Raw genomic sequence first — 19978 nt, forward strand, 5'->3', positions numbered from 1 at the left:
CGCCTGGCAACTAATGAGGCCGAACCTCAAAGCGCCCGCTCTCGACCCAATCGGAGGCCGTCGCGCCGTCTGCCGTGTCGGTGATGATCTGCCTGAACCGGCACCAGTGGCCGCCAGCGGCCAGCGATTGCGATGCCCCTCCCTGCCAACCACCCGCTTCGACGTTGAGATCCGAAGCCCAGACTTGATCCGGATTGAACCAGCTCACCACTCGCCCAACACCCGGTCTTCCCTCGCCTTCGAAGCGAACCGGGTTGTCGACCCAACCTCCAGTCACGGGCACGTCGATGGAAGGTTGATAGGTGCCCAGCACCACCGACCGCGCCGGCGAATCGGCGGAATCAAAACCCTCGCTCGACGCCACGGCCATCAGGCCGTAGAGGCCGCCGGGTAGATCGAACTCCACCGTCACCGACCAGGTGCGATCCTCCAGCACCGGGCTACTGCCCAGCACCGCATGCGTGGCGTCACCCAGTTTTACCGTCACGGTATCGCCCGGCACACCGAAACCCGACACCACCACACGCCGGCCGATGGGCTCGTCGGTGGCCGGGGTTTCAATGAACGGGGCAGCAGGCACGACGTTGAAGGTCAGCGGCGCAGTGTCCTTGGAGGGCCGACCTTCGAAGCGTTGCCGGGCCACAATCGTGGTTTCGCCTACCGGCAGGGTCACGTCAGCGCTCCAGCCATCGGCGCCCACAAAAACATCTTCGATCAACGGCTCACTCGCGCCCTGGAGCCAGATATCAACCCGCCCGCCCTGCATGCCTGTGCCAGACAACGTCATGCTGCGCGGCAGGTTGCCGCCCGGCTGCGGCACGTCAAACTCCGGTGGCAACACCACCACCTCGAACCTCAGGGTTTCGCTGCGCTCGGACGGCTCCCCACGCAGGGTCTGTTGCGCGTCGATGGTGTAGGGACGAAACTCCAGCACGGGCAACTCGACGGACCATTCGCCGTCGGCGGTCAGCACCTTGGGTTCGCCCAGCTCCGTTTGAAATTGCGCGTCACGCACTTGCATCGACGCCTCGGCCATGCCGTCACGCCCACGGACGGTCAGCACGCGACCGACCTCGGCACTGGGAGCGGGATACGTGATCACCGGTTTGCGCATGGGTGTGGCAACCGTGAAGGTCCTTTGCGCAGGCGGTGAAGGTTGCTGGGCAGCGGTCTGGATCAGGGTCGCGGTGTGGGTGACCTCGGGGGCAAACGGCTCGGTGCGCCGGAAACTCCAGGAGCCATTGTTGTTCTCGACGGGGTGTTCGGTGGCGCTGTCACTGAATGTGAGTGTCAGCACCGCCTCCGGCCAGCAGGTGCCACTGAGGTTGGGCGAGAGACCATTTTCCACGGGCACGTTCATGACCGGTGCCAGCGGTGGGATGGTGACCTCGATTTCCTGCCAGGTTGGCGATTCCTGACCATCCTTGAATTGTCTGATTTTAATCTGGCGCTTGAACGTCGGCCCCCACTCCGCTGAGGCGGGGCTCGACCACACACCGCCGGACACCGTTCTTTCGGGGGCCGCTGGGGAGTCGTCGGGATTCAGAATCTTCACCGTCGCACCGTTGAAACCTTTACCCGAGAACACGGGCCGGTAGACCGGTGTGTAGGTGATATCGGTCGGGTCTGGAAGTCTCAGGTTGACCGGGAACGTGTACGGCTGCGAGTCAATCCAGCCATTGTCACCGTCGGGAAACCGCTGGACAGCCTTCACGCTGTAAGAACCAAATGGCCAATTTGTTGCGGTTGTGTTCCAGCTGCCTCCGTTCACCGGCACAGGGCCTGGCGCAGGGGCATCGGGCCCGCTGACAACCGTGATCTGGACGGTTGAACCGGTGTAGCCGCTGCCTTCGAACTTCACCGAGGTGTCCGTCGGCGTGGTGACGGTGACGTCGGTCAATGCCGGAGGGCGGATTCTGAAGGCTCGGGGTGCGCCTCGATTCGAGGGCGTCCCGCCTACTAGTTGGAGTGCTACCAGCGATATATTCCCTACAGGCGCTGTAACGGAACAGCTCCAATTAGCCCCCGTCAACGTGTTGGTCTCTCCCAATTTAGGATCGTCGGTCAGATCTCTGAATACCTGAACGATGGCACCCGAACGCCCATTGTTGCCGGTCACGGTAAAGGTCCTGTCTTGCACCGAATGGGCTACGGGGCCGGTGATGACAGGTACGGGTAATTCAATCACAACAGAAACATTGTCTGCCCAGTCAGAATGCATACCAGCCGATGTCTGTCTGGCAGTAAACACAAATGCCCCCAACGGCAAATTGTTATGCGGCGTTGTTCTCCAGTGCCGTTGCGAATCAACGATGCACACTGGATGGGGTATTTCATCCGCCGAATGGCTGACGTGAAGTTGCACCTCTGCGGTCGGTACCCCAGAGCCAGAAATTTCCGGCCTGCGATGCTCTATGTTCGATCCGGAAATAGGGGATGAGATGGAGGGCTTGGGCAGTACCGTCACAGATATATTGTCGGCCCAGCCTGATAGCACGCCACGGTGTTGCTGTCTGGCTGTCAGTACTTTTATCCCTGGGGTCAGCGGTTCACGCAAACTTGTTCGCCATGCAGAACCGGATTCCACCCAGTCCGACAATTGCCGAGCTGTGTGGCCTTCATAAACCGCAACCCAGGCTTCAGAAGTAGCTGTACCTGAAACCTCCAGATTGGGTAGCACGTCATCGTTACGGACAGGGCTCGTTATCGAAGGGCTCTGACGACTGTAAGAGGCTATAAAGTAATTGTTCATATCCATCCGATTATTACCCTGCCAATACAAAACCCGTACACTAATCAGCTCCTCGCTAGCATTACTCCTTACGGTGTGCACAAACGGAAAGCTATGCCACGTATCATCCTGACGCGCATTTTCTTCACTTGCTGGAATCCAGTTACCGTTACTCTCAACCCTCAAACTAAAATAACAGTTAGCCAAACCACTAGGCCTTGATAAATACTGTTTTCCCACAACGGTAAATGATGCACCATCGGAACTCCACTTGTACTCAAACTTAAACTTCGCGATAGCAACCCCACTACCAATTGGATATATAAACACTGTGTGCTCTGTAGCCAAACCATCTGCAGAAACAACGTCCGATACCTTACGCACATCATAAGTTTTATCGGCATTAACTCTGTTAGTTCCTTCTGATATTTCTGCCGCGTCGCGCCCATCAATATCGTCGGTGTCATCGTCGATCATGATTAGCTCCAGGTTAACCTTTCAATTGGCTGGTCTTGACAAGATATTCAGGGCAGTAGAAGCCAGCTCCTCAGCTTAAACACCTGTCATACCTGACAGTCCCGACCAGTGGCCGCCTCGATGTAGGGAAGCACCCAACTGACTACGCCTCCTCGCGCAACGGACTACAGATCCGCCAGAATCCGCCGGCTTGTGCGCCTCGGCCTTGCCCCGCAACTTGATTCGCGTCGCTGACAACCCGCGACCGGCTTTAGTCGCCCGGTGATGAAGTGATGTGCACAAACGTCATCCAGTCGGGTTTCCTTTCATTGCAGCAACACGCCTGTTCAGTTGCGCGTACTCCGGCGGCGCCCCATGCACGCTGAAGCTGGCGTCGAAATGCTGCGGCGTTACGTCTTCGTGACACCTCAGGCAGCTTGCCTTTTAATTGGATGTTGTGTTCCGGCCCTCATCGAAGGGACTTTCAAGTGCAGGTCAACCTCAATCCTATATTGGTTGAGAATCACGAATGGGATGAAAGACAAGACAACTAAACCTGCCTCATCATATCGATTGTTCTTTATAAGCTTCAACAGCGCCACCTGGAGAAATCACCCCTCTTTGAGAGGAACAAGGATCGCTTTCCGACTTATCATCCCCCTTACTCATGACCCATTCCTCTAATCAAGTAAGGACAATAAACCTTCCAATTTTACTGACAACGCACATATCACCCGAGAGGTTGAGGAGCAGTGAACAAGGCTCCTCGCTTATTGAACAGCTGTAATACCTGACAGTCCGGACAAACGGTCACCCGCGGTTCTTTGAGGCAGATGGGCGAGATGGGCGTGTTGTTGCTGGAGAAGTTGCTGGATAACGAGACGAAGGTTCAACGCTGAAGGTTAAGCCGACTGAATAATGTCGTAGATGCGATGAAGAACCTGTGGGAGCGAGCCTGCTCGCGATGGCGTACTTGAGGTCGCCATCGCGAGCAGGCTCGCTCCCACACTGGGTCAGTCGGCACATTCAGCATTGATGCAAGCTGATCCACCGTTTTCGTGAACAAGCCCGCTCCCACAAGTTGGATTGAGGCAACCCCGCAAAAGTCAGGCCGATTCCTGCAGAGGCGGTTTCAAGCCGACTCCGGCAACGGATGAAAACTGAAATACTGCTGCAACGCACTCACCAATTGCCCGTACTCCGGCGGCGCCCACTTGAGGCTGAAACCGGCGTCGAAATGCTGCGGCGTCACATCTTCGTGGCACCACAGGCAACTGGCCTTCAATTCGATGTCCATCTGCGGTCCGTCATCGCTAGGGATCTTGAGGTGCAGATTAAAGTCCGCGCCGACCATCAGCGGCAAATGGCTGATCAGCATCAGGCCATCCTCAGAGACGTTGCCCAGAAAGCCGATGGGCTTGTCGTTCATACCGTTGAACACGCGCAGGAAATACGGCAGCTGATGCCGCTCGATTCGCCTCTTTTTGTACATGTCCTGTATCGCTTTTTGAACGCCCCTCTACCAGGGGCTATCGATACTTCGGAACGGGCACGAACAGGCCCGCTCTCCCCGATCCCGGTGCCAGACGCTTGCAAGCGCCTTGGCTCTACTTCTGCCGGTCACAGGTGCCTCTTGAATTAGAGACCTGGCTCTAATCACTTCTTGTACAAAATATAGCTCAAGGTTTGGCGACAGCCAGCCCCGGGACGATAGTTTCATCCTGTGCAATCGTACAAGGTGGGGGTGGCCAGGCATTGCCCCTGGCCATGATATTGACGGACGGTATCAGAGCGCGGTGGGGCGGATTACCGGGGCGCTGCGGAGCGGGTAATGACCCAGGCTCTGCAAGGTTTCCAGCCGGGCCCGGGCGCGGAAGGCGTATTCGCTGTTAGGGTATTGGGTCATGATGAACTGGTAGGTTTGCGCCGCATCGACAAACAGCTTCTGTCGTTCCAGGCATTGGCCGCGCATCATCGAGACTTCCGGCTGCATGTAGCGCCGGGCACGGCTGGCGCGGTCGACCTTGGACAACTCGAGCATCACCTGCTCACAATTGCCCCGCTCGTAAGCCTTGTAGGCCAGGTTCATGTGGTGGTTCATCGACCAACGGGTGCAGCCCGTGATGCTCAGGGCCAGGGCAACAAAAAGCACGAATCGCATGGGAGGTTCTCCTGTCTTGAGCTCTGTATCGACCTGGGTGGGGAAATCTTCAACCCGAAAACGCAGCTTGGCAGTGCTCTTGTGGCGAGGGGATTTATCCCCGCTGGGCTGCGCAGCAGCCCCCAAGCCAGCCACCTGGGTGTGTCAGGTTAATGTGCATCTGCCATCTTGGGGCTGCTTCGCAGCCCAGCGGGGATAAATCCCCTCGCCACAGAAGGAATGTGAAGCCGTAGAGGCGCAAAAATTTTCAGGAATGTTCATTTCGAAAAGAAACGAAAAAGTAGTGCATATGAACAATGACTACACCCAAAGAGCATAGTAGCCTTCGCTGGCGCTTGAACCTGAGGAGTCTTGCATGTCCGTCCGTCGCACCAAAATCGTCGCTACCCTTGGCCCGGCCAGTAACTCGCCGGAAGTTCTCGAACAGCTGATTCTGGCTGGCCTGGACGTTGCCCGTCTGAATTTCTCCCACGGCACCCCCGACGAGCACAAGGCTCGTGCCAAGCTGGTGCGTGACCTTGCTGCCAAGCATGGCCGTTTTGTCGCCCTGCTGGGTGACCTGCAAGGCCCGAAGATCCGTATCGCCAAATTCGCCAACAAGCGCATCGAGTTGAAGATTGGTGACACTTTCACCTTCTCCACCAGCCATCCGCTGACCGAAGGCAACCAGCAGGTGGTCGGTATCGACTACCCGGACCTGGTCAAGGATTGCGGCGTGGGCGACGAGCTGCTGCTCGACGACGGTCGCGTGGTGATGCGCGTCGACACCGCCACGGCCACCGAACTGAACTGCACCGTGACCATCGGCGGCCCGCTGTCGGACCACAAAGGCATCAACCGTCGTGGCGGTGGCCTGACGGCGCCGGCCCTGACCGAAAAAGACAAGGCCGACATCAAGCTGGCCGCGGAAATGGAAGTCGACTACCTGGCCGTGTCCTTCCCCCGCGACGCTGCTGACATGGAATACGCCCGTCAACTGCGCGACGAAGCCGGCGGCACCGCCTGGCTGGTGGCCAAGATCGAACGCGCCGAAGCCGTGGCCGACGACGAAACCCTCGACGGCCTGATCAAGGCTTCCGATGCCGTGATGGTGGCCCGTGGCGACCTGGGCGTGGAAATCGGTGACGCGGAGCTGGTGGGCATCCAGAAGAAGATCATTCTGCATGCACGCCGTCACAACAAAGCGGTGATCGTCGCGACCCAGATGATGGAGTCGATGATCCAGAACCCGATGCCGACCCGCGCCGAAGTGTCCGACGTAGCCAACGCCGTGCTCGACTACACCGACGCCGTGATGCTCTCGGCCGAAAGCGCCGCCGGCCTCTACCCGCTTGAAGCGGTGCAGGCCATGGCACGCATCTGCATCGGCGCTGAAAAGCACCCCACCAGCAAGACCTCCAGCCACCGGATCGGCAAGACCTTCGAGCGCTGCGACGAGAGTATCGCCCTGGCGACGATGTACACCGCCAACCACTTCCCGGGCGTGAAGGCGATCATCGCCCTGACCGAAAGTGGCTACACGCCGCTGATCATGTCGCGCATCCGCTCCTCGGTGCCGATCTACGCGTTCTCCCCGCACCGCGAAACCCAGGCTCGCGCGGCCATGTTCCGTGGTGTCTACACCGTGCCATTCGACCCGGCCGCCCTGCAACCGGGCGAAGTCAGCCAGGCGGCGGTGGATGAACTGGTCAAGCGCGGCGTAGTGCAAACCGGCGACTGGGTCATCCTGACCAAGGGCGACAGCTACCACACCATCGGCGGCACCAACGGGATGAAAATCCTGCACGTTGGCGACCCGATGGTCTGAGTGACCGGTTGCTGAAAACAAAAGCCCCGCCATGTGAATGGCGGGGCTTTTTGGTTTTTGCCGTCTGAAAAAGGTGTTGCCTGGGCTGACGCTATCGCGAGCAAGCTCGCTCCCACAGGGGATCTGTGGTGTTCATGGCTAATGTGTTCAACACAAACCCAATGTGGGAGCGGCTTGCTCGCGATAGCGGTGGGTCAGCTTGCACCAACGTTGAATGTGCCGACGCCTTCGCGAGCAAGCTCGCTCCCACAGGGGATCTGTGGTGTTCATGAATAACGTGTTCAACACAAACCCAATGTGGGAGCGAGCTTGCTCGCGATGAGGCCAGCCCATGCGCTACAAAACTAATGCCTGTTGATAAACCCCGACAGCGCCGCCACCGCCTCCGGCGAGCGCAGTCGCTGGGTGAATAGCCTGCCCTCCTCTTCGATCACGGCGCGCAGTTGTTCCCGATCCGGCGCCTTCATCAGTTGTTTGCTGATGCGCACCGCCTCAGCCGGCAGCGATTCGAAGCGCAGTGCCACGTCCCGCGCCTTGGCCAACGCCGCCTCGCCACTGTCCAGCGCCTCGGTGGCGATGCCCCAGGCTGCCGCCTGTTCGCCGCTCAAGCCCTCGCCCAACAGCAGCAACTGCGCAGCCCTGGCCTGGCCGAGCAGCCTCGGCAGAATCAAGCTGGAGCCGAATTCCGGGCACAACCCCAGGTTGACGAACGGCGTTCGCAGCCGCGCGTCCCGGCTGACGTAGACCAGGTCGCAATGCAACAGCAACGTGGTGCCGATGCCCACCGCCGGCCCGGCCACGGCGGCGATCACCGGTTTGCGGCAATCGAGCAGGCTGAGCATGAATTCGAATACCGGGTTGTCGAGATCGGCCGGCGGCTGTTCGAGAAAGTCGACAATATCGTTGCCGGCGGTGAAGCAATCATGAGACCCGCAGATCAGCACCGCGCTGATCTGCGGGTCGGCGTCAGCCATCGCCAGGGCTTGGGCCAATTGGCTGTACATGGCCCGGGTCAGGGCGTTTTTCTTTTCCGGGCGATTGAGGCGCAGGGTCAACAGGCCGCGTTCGCGCTCAAGCAGCAGGGTATCGGTCATGGTCGGTCTCGCGTCTGAAGATCAGCGCTCAACCACGGGTCAGGAAGACATCGGCCAGCAGTTGATTACGCGGCAGGCCAGCCAGGTAGAGGCGCTTGGCAAAGGCCTCGACCCGGTCGGGATGGCCGCAGAGTAAGGCCTGGGTTTGCCGGGAAACAAGCCGCAGTTGCGCCAACGCAGACGGCGCCTCGGCCGTGGTCAGCAGCTCCACGGTGAGGTGTTGATGCTTGGCCGCCAGCGCTGCCAGGGGTTTGGCCAGATAGTGCCCGGCGGCATCATGGGCTACGTGAATAAGACGAATGGTGCCTTGGTGATGCTGATGCAGGGCTGAGCGCAAAAGACCGAACAACGGTGCCAGGCCAGTGCCGGCCGCCAGTAGCCACAGCGGCTTATCGTGCCACTCGGGATCGTAATGCAGGGCGCCGCCGCGCAATTCACCGAGAAAAATCGGGTCGCCCACTTTCATCTGTCGCGCCGCATTGATGAACTGGCCGGGCTCGCGGCAATCGAGATGAAACTCCAGGAAGCGGTCTTCTTCGGGCAGGCTCGCCAGGGAATACGGCCGGGCGACATCGCCGGCCCACAACACCAGGTGCTGGCCCGCCCGATAACGCAGCGCCCGCTCAGGAATAATGCGCAAGCGCAGCACGTCGGGGCTCAGCCAATCCGCGGCGGTCACCTGGGCGGCACGGCCGTCGCGTTGCGGGTCAAAGGTGTGGATCTGCACATCCTCGATCACCTGGCACTGACACGCCAGCCGCCAGCCTTGCTCGCGCTGCGCGGGGCTCAAGGCGTCGGGCCGACTGTCGCGCACGTCACCGTTCACGCACTGCACCAGACACGCATGGCAGCTGCCGGCGCGACAACTGTAGGGCACGGCCACGCCGCCCTGATTCAACGTGTCCAACAGATTGCTGCCCGCCGCCACCGTCCACTGCCGGTCGGCGACTTTTACTTCAGGCATCGACATTCTCCCAGGCAGCGGCGCACTGATTGCGGCCGTCTCGCTTGGCACGGTACAAGGCCTGGTCGGCGCGCTGCAATGCGTTGTCCAGGTCGTCGCCGGTCTCCAGCATCGTCATGCCCACCGACAGGCTGAGGGAGCCGATCTGCAAGCCGATCAACTCGACTTCAGTAAATGCCAGGCGCAGCCGCTCGCAACAGGCCGTCAGCCGCGAGGGGTCGCAGGCCGGCAGCAGCATGACGAACTCTTCGCCACCGTAACGGGCCAGCACATCACCTTCGCGCAGGCAGGCCGTGGCGATGCTGGCGAACGCCTGAAGCACCTGATCACCGGCGGCGTGGCCGTGCAGGTCATTGATGCGTTTGAAATGGTCGAGGTCGATCAGGGCCAGGCCATGGGCAACATTGGGCCGGAGTGTGTTGAGCTCACGGGACGCCAGGCGCAGGAAGTGCCGGCGGTTGAATAAGCCGGTCAGTTCATCCGTGGCCACCAGATCTTCGAGCTGACGCATCATGCCGCGCAGGGTGTCCTGATGTGCCTGCAAGGCAAACCGCCGCTGACGCATGCGTTGGCGCGAGTTCTGTACGTAACTGGCATAGAGCACCAGCCACACCAGCACGATAAATAGCACGCACACCTGTAACGCGGCCAGCGTGGGGTCAGGAAGCCTGAAGAAGTAACCGTCCCAGAGGGTAATGGCGGTGAAACTGAAAAACACCAGCATCGCGCAGCGCACGAAAGCCCGACGGGACAAGTGGAACAGCCCGAACAGCAGGATCAGCACATAGAACACCAGGAACACGCCCCGAGCCTGGTCCAGATGCGCCATCATCCAGGTCTGCCAGCCCAGGCCGATCAGTACCTGTATTTCAGTAAGACTGGGGTCGGCGAACCGCAGATTGCGGTCGGTGATAAACAGCGCGAACAGCCCTGCCTGGCACAACACCACCAACACGCTGCCGATGATGACATCGCGCAACGAATCGAGGTAATGACCACTGAAATATGCCAACCACAACAACACCAGTGCCAGCGCGTAAGTCGCGGCCGCCAAGGCGAAGCGTTTCAGCAAAAGACGTTGAATGGCGTTATGGGTCAATCGTTGACTCACCATGGGAAAGGAACTGACAGGAGGCGTCCTACGCTACAGGCCAGACGCCACTTTAGTGGCGTGCAGGGCAAATGACCATTCAATTCTGGAGCAGAAAAATGGCGTCAAAGCAATGGCCTAAATTGACGCAGTTGTTCGAGACTGGCTGGTCCTCTTGTGGTGAGGGGATTTATCCCCGTTGGGCTGCGAAGCAGCCCCAAAATGACTGAAGGCAAACAACCTGACACACCGAGGTGACTGACTTTCAGGGCTGCTGCGCAGCCCAGCGGGGATAAATCCCCTCGCCACAAAGGCAGCTCGCTCCCACAGGGTGCTCGCCTGCGATATACTGCCGCGCCTTTTTAGTGTCGCGCCAGCATGCCCGGCGTGCCTTAAGAGGTGCCGTCCGTCGACCGATGCACCCAAACGGACGGCACCTTATTGAATGTTCCCGTCTTTAGAGAGGAGCGCGACTCATGACCGTGATCAAGCAAGATGACCTGATTCAGAGCGTTGCCGACGCCCTGCAGTTCATTTCCTACTACCACCCCGTGGATTTCATCCAGGCGATGCACGAAGCCTACCTGCGCGAAGAATCGCCAGCGGCCCGTGACTCCATGGCGCAGATCCTGATCAACTCGCGCATGTGCGCCACCGGCCATCGGCCGATCTGCCAGGACACCGGCATCGTGACCGTGTTCGTGCGCGTGGGCATGGACGTGCGTTGGGATGGCGCGACCATGAGCCTGGACGACATGATCAACGAGGGCGTGCGTCGCGCCTACAACCTGCCGGAAAACGTCCTGCGCGCGTCGATCCTCGCCGACCCGGCTGGTGCGCGTAAAAACACCAAGGACAACACCCCCGCGGTGATCCACTACTCCATCGTTCCGGGTAACACCGTGGAAGTGGACGTGGCGGCCAAGGGCGGCGGTTCCGAGAACAAGTCCAAGATGGCCATGCTCAACCCGTCCGACTCCATCGTGGACTGGGTATTGAAAACCGTACCGACCATGGGCGCCGGCTGGTGCCCACCGGGCATGCTGGGTATCGGCATCGGCGGCACTGCGGAAAAAGCCGCCGTCATGGCCAAGGAAGTGTTGATGGAGTCCATCGACATTCACGAACTCAAGGCCCGCGGCCCGCAGAACCGCATCGAAGAGATGCGCCTGGAGCTGTTCGAGAAGGTCAACCAACTGGGCATCGGCGCCCAGGGCCTGGGTGGCCTGACCACCGTGCTCGACGTGAAGATCATGGACTACCCGACCCACGCCGCGTCCCTGCCGGTGTGCATGATCCCCAACTGCGCCGCCACCCGCCACGCCCACTTCGTGCTGGACGGCACCGGCCCGGCGTCGCTGGAGGCACCACCGTTGGACGCTTACCCGGAAATCGTCTGGGAAGCTGGTCCGTCGGCGCGCCGCGTGAACCTCGACACCCTGACACCTGAAGACGTGCAGAGCTGGAAGCCGGGCGAAACCGTCCTGCTCAACGGCAAGATGCTCACCGGTCGCGACGCGGCGCACAAGCGCATGGTCGAGATGCTGAACAAGGGTGAAACCTTGCCGGTGGACCTCAAGGGCCGCTTCATCTACTACGTCGGCCCGGTCGATCCGGTAGGCGACGAAGTGGTAGGCCCAGCCGGCCCGACCACCGCCACGCGGATGGACAAGTTCACCCGCCAGATCCTCGAGCAGACCGGCCTGCTGGGTATGATCGGCAAGTCCGAACGCGGCCCGACCGCTATCGAAGCGATCAGGGACAACAAGGCGGTCTACCTGATGGCCGTCGGCGGCGCCGCTTACCTGGTGGCTCAGGCGATCAAAAAGTCCAAGGTTCTGGCGTTCGCCGAACTGGGGATGGAAGCGATCTACGAGTTCGAGGTCAAGGACATGCCCGTGACCGTTGCGGTCGATAGCAAAGGCGAGTCGGTACACATCACCGGCCCGGCGATCTGGCAGAAGAAAATCAGCGACAGCCTGGCGGTAGAAGTGCAGTAACGCGCACGTTGACGCCGTAAAAAAGGCCGGTGGGCGACAAACCCACCGGCCTTTTTTATCAGCAAAAAAACTGTGGGAGCGAGCCTGCTCGCGATAGCGATGGGTCAGCCTGTATCCATGTTGGATGTGCCTCAGTCATCGCGAGCAAGCTTTGCTCCCACACTGGATCTTCAGTGGACCCCGACCTATGTTCAGCCAAGCCTCCCACACAATGCTCCCCGCCGGGCGTGAGTAGAGCCGTTCATCGGCAGGCCCGTCGACCTGTCAGATCTGACAGGTTACCCAATGACCATCTCTTGGCATCCTGAAGTCATGCCGGGTATTCGCCCTGGCGTCGGCTAACAGAGATGATCCCGATGGCAGAACAAGCGCCCCTCCAGATCGTGACCCCGACCATCGCCGGCAGTGCTTCTATCGCCACCCTCGGTAACAGCCTCGGCCCTGTCGGTACGCGAGGGGCAAGTTCTTTTGAACTGCCGTTACCCCTGTCCGCCGCCCGCCACCTGACGCCGGCGCTGACCTTGAATTACAGCAGCCAGGGCGGCAACGGCATCTTCGGCATCGGCATGCAGCTTTCCATCGCCAGCATCACGCGCAAAACCAGCAGAGGTGTGCCGCACTACGCTGATGAGGATGTCATGGTCGACGCCGATGGGGTTGACCGCTGGCCCGAATTCAACGCCGAACCGCTCATTCGCCCCCTGGCGGGCCCCGGCAGTGCAACGTGCTCGGTGGTGCGTTATTACCCCAAGACTGAAAGCAGCTTCGATATTTATGAGCTGTGGACACCCACCGACGGCCAGGCACCCTTCTGGCGTGTCCAGGGCAGCAACGGCCATGTGTATTGCTACGGTAAAACCGACGCGTCGCGCATTGCCGAACCTGAAGCCGAACCCGAGCCCGATCTCCCAAAACCGCCACGCATCGCCGAATGGTTGTTGCTCGAAGAAGTCAGCCCGGCAGGCGAGCACATCTATTATGAGTACCAAGCCGACCCCGGCGCGCTGGACGGCCCCCACGACTATCGCGCCCAGCGCTACCTGCGGCGGGTGTGCTATGGCAACGCCAGCGCCAGTGACACCCTGTACTGCTTCGAAGAGCCCGACCCGGCCCAGCGCAACTGGCACTTTCATCTGCTGTTCGATTATGGGCAACGCACCCTCGATCTTGCGCAACAACCTTCCTGGCAAGCCCCCGAAGAGGCGCCCTGGCTGCTACGCAGCGACCCGTTTCACACCTATCGATACGGTTTTGAGGTCGGCACGCGGCGTTTGTGTCATCAGGTGTTGATGTTCCACCACTTCCCTGCCGCGGCCGATACTGAACCTGCCCTGGTCCGGCGGCTGGTGCTGGAATACACCGCCACTGCGCTAGGTTACAGCCTGCTGACAGCCGCCCACTATCAGGACTGGGACGCTGAAGGCGGTGTCGATTACAGCCCTCCGGTGGAATTGCAGTACACCGATTTCGACCTCAACCTGACACCCGAAAAATTCTTCGATCTGGAGACAATGCCCGCCCTCGAAGGCAACCGGCATTACCAATGCGTGGACCTGTATGGCGAAGGTCTGCCGGGGTTTCTGTGCCGTTACACCGATGCCTGGTACTACCGCGAGCCTGAGCGCGCCGGGCCCGATGACGATGCCATCGGTTATGGCCCGTGGTCTCGCCTGGACAGTATCCCGGTCGCCAGCCAAAACCCGGCCGTGATGCAGGTGCTGACTGACCTGACCGGCAGCGGCCGCCTCAATTGGGTCATTGCCCAACCCGGCATGAGCGGCTTCCATACCCTCAACCCGGACCGTAGCTGGTCGACCTTCACCCCGTTTGATCGTTTTCCGACGGAGTTCCTGCACCCCGCCGCGCAACTGGGCGATTTGACCGGCGACGGTTTACGCTCACTGGCCATGGTCGGGCCCAAAAGCGTTCGGTTGTACCCCAATCTCCGCGAGCAGGGGTTCGCACCGGGGGTGAATGTGCCCCATGAACCGGACAGCCCCCTGCCATTGTTCAGCGACTCGCGCAGCGAACTGGTGTTGTTCGGCAATTTGCTGGGCAGCGACAGCACCGAGCTGTGCCGGATTCGCTTCGATGAAATCAAGTGCTGGCCGAACCTGGGTCACGGGCGTTTCGGCGAAGGTTTTGTCATGAGCGCCCTGCCCTTCAGCTACGGCCAATTCGACGCTGACCGGGTGCGGATCGCCGATCTGGACGGAGCTGGAGCGCCCGCGCTGATCTACCTTAACAGCGACTGTTTCGATATTTACCTCAACCACGGCGGCAACGGCCTTGAGCAAACACCCGTCAAGGTGCCATGGCCGGTGGGCGTGCGGTACGACAATCTGTGCCAGGTCAGCCTGGCCGATCTGCAGGGGCTGGGTTGCGCCAGTCTGATTCTGAGCGTGCCTCACATGTCCCCCGATATGAAGCCCAGGCATTGGCGTTATGACTTCGTCGCGGCGCGGCCCTATCTGCTCAACGCCACCCATAACAACATGGGCTGCAGCACCACCCTGACCTATCGCAGCAGTGCGCAATACTGGCTGGATGAAAAACAACAGCGCCGGGCGCAGGGCGAGCAATTGGACTGTTATCTGCCCATGGCCCTGCCGTTGTTGGCACGTCAGCAACAGCTGGATGAAATCACCGGCAATTGCCTGACCCAGCGCTTCACCTATTTCGAGGGCGACTACGACGGCTATCACCGTGAGTTCCGGGGCTTCGCTCGGTTGTACCAGGTGGACAGCGAGTTGCCCGACGCTGAAGTGCAAAGCGGCTTTACCGCGCCGGTACTGGTCAAGACCTGGTTCCACACCGGCCGAACCGTCAACCAGCCTCTGAAGGACTGTTTCGACGGCGACGATGACGCCGTGCCGCTTGGCCCGGCGCTGTTGAGCTGTTTTCATGAAGGCGACGAGGCCGACGAGATTATCGTGCCCGACCCTGAGACCGCCCGGGATATGGCTTATGCCTTGGGCGGCCAGGTGTTACGCACAGAAATCCATCCCGCCGAATCGGACGATACGGCCCGGCCCTACACCGTGACGCAACAACGCTATCTGCTGCGCCAGCACCATCCCCATCACAAAAGCCTGCTGGTACTGGAACTGGAGGCGCTCAGCCATCAATACGACGGTTTTACCAATGACCCGCAAAGCCAGCACGGCATCAATCTGAAATGGAATCTCTACGGCCAGCTTGTTCACGGCTTCATCGTCCATTACGCCCGACGCCTTACGCCGCTCGATCCGCCTCCCTTCGACGATGAAGACGAGAACACCTGGTGGCTCGATGCCCATGATGAGCAGCAGCAGGTGTTCCACCTTGTCGAGAGCCGGGCCGAGCACCTGCACCTGTTCGACGAAACCGGGTGGCGTCAGCGCCTGGGCCTGCCCTGGCGCAGTCGAGCCAACGCTTTGCATCGCCCCAAGGGCGAACTGCCGCAAGGCCTCAACCCTCGCCAGATCAGCTATGAAACCTTCCTCGCACATCACGACTCCCCGCAATGGCAAGCCGCACGGCAATTGGTTGCGCTTGAGGAACAGAACTACCTGCGTGACGACCAAGGCGATATTGCCTTCCAGGCGTTGCTCGGCCCGCTGGAGACGGCCGAGTTCGACAAGCAGGCACTGGACGCCTACGACGCCGTGCCACCGCCGTTCGACATCCGCGGGCAACTGGAAGAAATCGGCTTTGAGCCCATGCCGCTGTTTCTGCCTGAAGATCCGGACGAAGACACCGCCGAAAACCTCTGGTCGAAAAAGAGCGGTTTTGCCACCTACCACTCGCTTGATGGCTTCTTCCAGATCAACGCCCTGCAAGAAACCCAGAGTCATGGTGTTACGACCCTGACGTACGATGCCTATCACCTGATGACCACCGCCATTACCCTGCCGGACGGCTGTACGACCCAGATCGAATACGACTATCACTCGCTGTTGCCGCAGAGCATCATCGACGCCAACGACAACGTGCAGCAAGCGCTGTATGGCCCCGACGGCGTGCCTTTGGGCATTACGTTTTTCGGCAGCGAAAATGGCCTGCCGGCAGGCTTCGATGCCATCGACACCTACGAGCTGCCCGACGACCTGACACCGGCTTATGCCATCGAACACCCCGAAGCCACCCTGGGCAGAATCGCCAGTGCCGTGCGCACCGACGAGTTCAGCTGGATGGGCGCGCTTGACCTCGCCCAAGTCTCCCTTGCGCAGCGCAACGAGTGGATCAGCGCCCGCTACTTGATGCCCAGCGGCCATGTCCGCGCCAGGGCACGCATTCACCTGGCGCGGCTGGCCGAACGCAGCGCCGCCGAAGAACAGTTGTGGACGCTGATCCAGGCCACGGCCCGAGAGCCGGTTCACAGCGTCGTGCTGAGCGCCGATCGCTACCCGGACGATCCATTGCAACAGGTCCGCATCACCCTCAGCGCCATCGACGGATTCGGCCGCACCTTGCAAACCAAGCAGCGGGTCGAACCCGGGGAGGCCTATGCCGTGGCCGAGGACGGCTCGCTGGAGCTACAGAACGGGCAACCGTTGCAGCACCTGGCCGACCCGCGCTGGCGCGTCAGCGAACGGGTCGAGTACAACAACAAGGGACTGGTCACGCGGGTCTATCGGCCGTATTTCGCCGACGCCTGGCGCTACATCAACGACGCCTCGCTGCGTCTGCACGGCTACCACGACCAGCAGTTCTACGATCCACCAGGACGCCTGGTCAAGGTCATCAATGCCAAGGGCTATGAAGCCTGGCATGTGCATCATCCCTGGTACTTGTGCGACCACGACTACAACGACACGGACCCGGGAAGCTGACGAGTGAGCAGGCTAACTCATGGCGGTACACCGGTCCTGTCGGTACTTGACGCACGAGCAGGCTCGGTCAGGCGAGTGGACTACTGGCGCCGATCGCCGAACGACGACACCCAAACTATGGTCACGGCCCAGGCGTATGACGTCGCCGGGCGCCTTATCGCCCGATGGGACCCACGTTTCTACGGTACGGACACGGCCAACCTGCGCAACGACTACAACCTCACCGGTCAGCCGCTGCGTACCCGCAGCGTCGATGGCGGATGGCGCCTGGCATTACCGGGCCTGGCGGGTGAAACCTTGCAACGCTGGGATGAACGCGGCAGTCATTGGCGTATTGCCTACGACCCCCAACTGCGTCCGGTGGCCCTGGAAGAAAACGGCCAGGCCGACGTCGACACCTTCACCTACGCCGACGCCACGGCCGATGCCGATCACAACCTGCGCGGTCGGTTGCTCGAGCAGGTCGACCCCTCGGGTACTGTGCTTCTGGACAGCTATGGCCTGGTCGGCCTGCCGTTATGTGAGACGCGTATTTTTCACGACAGCAAGGTGTTTACCAGCCGTCGTCTCTTCGGGCCTTCGGGGGCTATCCTTGAGCAGACCGATGCCGGTGAACACCAGCAACAGTCGCGCTACGATCTGGCCGGGCAGCTCAAGCAGGTGCAGTTGCGACTCAAGGGGCAAACCGACTGGCAGACGGTGTTGCACGATGCCCAATACAATGCCGCCGGGCAAATCATCGAACAGCACGCAGGCAACAGCGTCATCAGCCACTGGAGCTATGACCCGGCCAGCGCTCGCCTGCTCAGACAACGTTCACAAAAAAACCCGGCCACCGCACTGGTGGACTTCGAATATGTCCACGACCCGATGGGCAACATTACCCGCATTCTGGACCATACCTATACGCCTACCCATTTCGCCAACCAACGAGTCGACGGCCATCGTGCCTTCAGCTACGACTCGCTCTATCGGTTGACCAGTGCCAGCGGTTACGACGATGGCCCGCCCTCGGATATACCTGGCCTGCCCCAGCCAACCGACCCCAACAACCGGCTCAACTACCTGCAAACCTATGAATATGACGAGGGCGGCAATCTGACCAAGCTCACACATGTGCGTGAGGGTGCCGGCTACACCCGGCAGATGTTCATCGACCCGGGCAGCAATCGAGGGGTGCGATACCAGCCTGGAGATCCTGCCCCGTCATTCGACACACTGTTCGATCGCCATGGCAATCTCCTGGCATTGCAGCCTGGGCAGAACCTGCAATGGAACGCTCGGGATCAACTGGCAGCGGTCACCCTGATCGACCGCGAAAACGCCGCCAATGACCAGGAACATTACCGCTATAGCCAAGGGACCCGGGTCTACAAACGTCACGAAACCCATACCGCCAAGCGCGACCATTTTCAGGACGTGCGCTATCTCCCGGGCCTGGAGATCCGCACCCGGGACAATGGCGAAGAACTGCACATCATCATCCTCGACGCGGGCTTGATCAACGTCCGCTGCTTGCATTGGGTAACGGGCAAGCCGGCAGATATCGACACCGATCAGTTGCGCTACAGCCTGGAGGACCACTCAGGCTCAAACATGATGGAGCTCGATCAGCATGCGCAACTGATCAGTCACGAAGGCTATTACCCGTTCGGCGCCACGGCGTGGCTGATAGCCCGTCCCGGCGTAGAGGTCAGTTACAAGACCGTGCGCTATTCGGGCAAGGAAATGGACATCAGCGGGCTGTATTACTACGGCGCACGTTACTACGCGCCGTGGCTGCAGCGTTGGGTCAGTGCCGACCCGGCAGGGGATGTGGACGGGCTGAACAGGTATGCGTTCGTGGCCAACAATCCACTGCGTTATGTGGATACGGACGGGCAGGCAAAAGCCGAGAGCGTGATCGTGCTTTATTCAGGCTTTCTCTCCGAACTCAGTGGAGAGTCCAGCCGACTGCTCGGGCAACTTCACAACATCATCCAGCAAAAAGGCGTGTTTAGAAGCCTGATGGGGAATCTGGGGGGAGAGCTGGTCAAAGGCGTCTTCGGCTATGAGACAGGTGTGCTGGGTGGCGAGGTGGTCGATCTGGTGCTGCCTGATGCCCCTTTCACAACCCCCTACACCACCACGGGTGGACTGATCGGTGGCAACGTCGGCGGCGATGTGGCCGGCGAGATCGCCGGTCCGTTCGTGAATAGCGCAGGGTTGGTGGGCGCGCTCATACCGCAGACCTCAAAAATATCCGTTGAGGCGATCGATCGCAGACTCGGTATCGAGGGTGCGGTTAAAGACATCAAGAACTGGCGGCAGATGAAAGATGAGGTGATCCACCCGGCGCTCAACTCAGTCCTCAACCCCAGTTTTGTGATGAACCGGGTGATGGGTTCGTGGATCCCGATCATCGGCGGCACACTCAATATGTTCGCCCGGGCCATCGAGGGCGAAGACATCAAAAACCGCCTCGACCCCGTCAAGATCGGCAAAATCGAAACGCTACTCGCCGACTGGAAAACGGCTGTGGAGCAACGCGCTGCCTGGGCCGAAAATGCTTTCGATGCGTTAGGCTCCGATGTCATCTCCCCCGCAGACCTGCTGCCCAACGTTAACTTCATGACGTCCAAGGAAGCCCTGGCACCGATCAGTCGCGCCGCCTTGCGCAAAAGAACCCAAGCCACCCTGGCCAACATCAAGGCCGCGCAGCAGGGAATCACCGCTTACAAGGAAATGGGCACGACGGACAATTTGTGGGCGAGTTGGCATGCGCATCCTGTCGGCCATGGCAAGGGCCGCCCGAAATGGATGACCACGTGATCCAGGCAGCGCGGCTCCTCGTGCATCAAGGTTCAGACTGACACCCCTCT

10 protein-coding genes are annotated in these 19978 nt (G+C 60.3%); 4 read left to right on the forward strand and 6 right to left on the reverse strand.

Features of this window, described 5'->3' with window-relative positions; all coding sequences use genetic code 11:
- Positions 1-10: 10 nt before the first annotated feature.
- The 3 genes from AC3I65_RS20780 to AC3I65_RS20790 all read right to left on the reverse strand — a co-directional run bounded on the left by AC3I65_RS20780 (position 11) and on the right by AC3I65_RS20790 (position 5348).
- Positions 11-1900 (reverse strand): hypothetical protein, encoded by a 1890-nt coding sequence (locus AC3I65_RS20780; RefSeq protein ID WP_488524117.1) that lies wholly within the window; start codon positions 1898-1900, stop codon positions 11-13.
- A gap of 2419 nt (positions 1901-4319) precedes the next feature.
- Positions 4320-4679 (reverse strand): PilZ domain-containing protein, encoded by a 360-nt coding sequence (locus tag AC3I65_RS20785; RefSeq protein ID WP_047227105.1) that lies wholly within the window; start codon positions 4677-4679, stop codon positions 4320-4322.
- A gap of 294 nt (positions 4680-4973) precedes the next feature.
- Positions 4974-5348 (reverse strand): tetratricopeptide repeat protein, encoded by a 375-nt coding sequence (locus AC3I65_RS20790; RefSeq protein ID WP_047227106.1) that lies wholly within the window; start codon positions 5346-5348, stop codon positions 4974-4976.
- A gap of 355 nt (positions 5349-5703) precedes the next feature.
- Here AC3I65_RS20790 and pyk point away from each other — a divergent pair, with 355 nt between their 5' ends.
- A complete protein-coding gene (gene pyk, locus AC3I65_RS20795; protein ID WP_047227107.1) occupies positions 5704-7155 on the forward strand; it encodes a pyruvate kinase in 1452 nt (483 codons plus the stop codon).
- Between the two features lie 344 nt (positions 7156-7499).
- On the opposite strand, the gene AC3I65_RS20800 is transcribed toward pyk, so the two are convergent.
- Genes AC3I65_RS20800 through AC3I65_RS20810 form a run of 3 tightly spaced genes read right to left on the reverse strand, consistent with a single transcriptional unit; the run spans position 7500 to position 10312 of the window.
- Positions 7500-8249: an enoyl-CoA hydratase-related protein gene (locus tag AC3I65_RS20800; RefSeq protein WP_047227108.1), complete on the reverse strand. Its 750-nt coding sequence runs from the start codon at positions 8247-8249 to the stop codon at positions 7500-7502.
- A gap of 28 nt (positions 8250-8277) precedes the next feature.
- Positions 8278-9213 carry an iron-sulfur-binding ferredoxin reductase gene (locus tag AC3I65_RS20805; RefSeq protein ID WP_076383668.1) on the reverse strand — a complete coding sequence of 312 codons (936 nt, stop codon included), beginning with the start codon at positions 9211-9213 and terminating at the stop codon, positions 8278-8280.
- Positions 9206-10312 (reverse strand): GGDEF domain-containing protein, encoded by a 1107-nt coding sequence (locus AC3I65_RS20810; protein ID WP_047227128.1) that lies wholly within the window; start codon positions 10310-10312, stop codon positions 9206-9208. Before AC3I65_RS20810 ends, AC3I65_RS20805 begins: the two co-directional genes overlap by 8 nt.
- Before the next feature lie 467 nt (positions 10313-10779).
- Here AC3I65_RS20810 and AC3I65_RS20815 point away from each other — a divergent pair, with 467 nt between their 5' ends.
- From AC3I65_RS20815 to AC3I65_RS20825, 3 genes are all read left to right on the forward strand, one after another.
- A complete protein-coding gene (locus AC3I65_RS20815; protein WP_047227110.1) occupies positions 10780-12303 on the forward strand; it encodes a fumarate hydratase in 1524 nt (507 codons plus the stop codon).
- A 356-nt stretch (positions 12304-12659) separates the two neighbouring features.
- Positions 12660-17117 carry a SpvB/TcaC N-terminal domain-containing protein gene (locus AC3I65_RS20820; protein ID WP_488524118.1) on the forward strand — a complete coding sequence of 1486 codons (4458 nt, stop codon included), beginning with the start codon at positions 12660-12662 and terminating at the stop codon, positions 17115-17117.
- Positions 17118-17120: 3 nt separating this feature from the next.
- A complete protein-coding gene (locus tag AC3I65_RS20825) occupies positions 17121-19928 on the forward strand; it encodes an RHS repeat domain-containing protein (RefSeq protein WP_047227112.1) in 2808 nt (935 codons plus the stop codon).
- The last annotated feature ends 50 nt before the right edge of the window (positions 19929-19978 follow it).

This window comes from Pseudomonas sp. N-1-13 (genome assembly GCF_057787095.1).

Bases quoted from the DNA above. Each gene is read 5' to 3' on its own strand.
- AC3I65_RS20800 (WP_047227108.1), bottom strand. From the start codon at position 8,249: ATGACCGATACCCTGCTGCTTGAGCGCGAACGCGGCCTGTTGACCCTG.
- pyk (WP_047227107.1), top strand. From the start codon at position 5,704: ATGTCCGTCCGTCGCACCAAAATCGTCGCTACCCTTGGCCCGGCCAGT.
- AC3I65_RS20790 (WP_047227106.1), bottom strand. From the start codon at position 5,348: ATGCGATTCGTGCTTTTTGTTGCCCTGGCCCTGAGCATCACGGGCTGC.
- AC3I65_RS20785 (WP_047227105.1), bottom strand. From the start codon at position 4,679: ATGTACAAAAAGAGGCGAATCGAGCGGCATCAGCTGCCGTATTTCCTG.
- AC3I65_RS20805 (WP_076383668.1), bottom strand. From the start codon at position 9,213: ATGCCTGAAGTAAAAGTCGCCGACCGGCAGTGGACGGTGGCGGCGGGC.
- AC3I65_RS20815 (WP_047227110.1), top strand. From the start codon at position 10,780: ATGACCGTGATCAAGCAAGATGACCTGATTCAGAGCGTTGCCGACGCC.
- AC3I65_RS20820 (WP_488524118.1), top strand. From the start codon at position 12,660: ATGGCAGAACAAGCGCCCCTCCAGATCGTGACCCCGACCATCGCCGGC.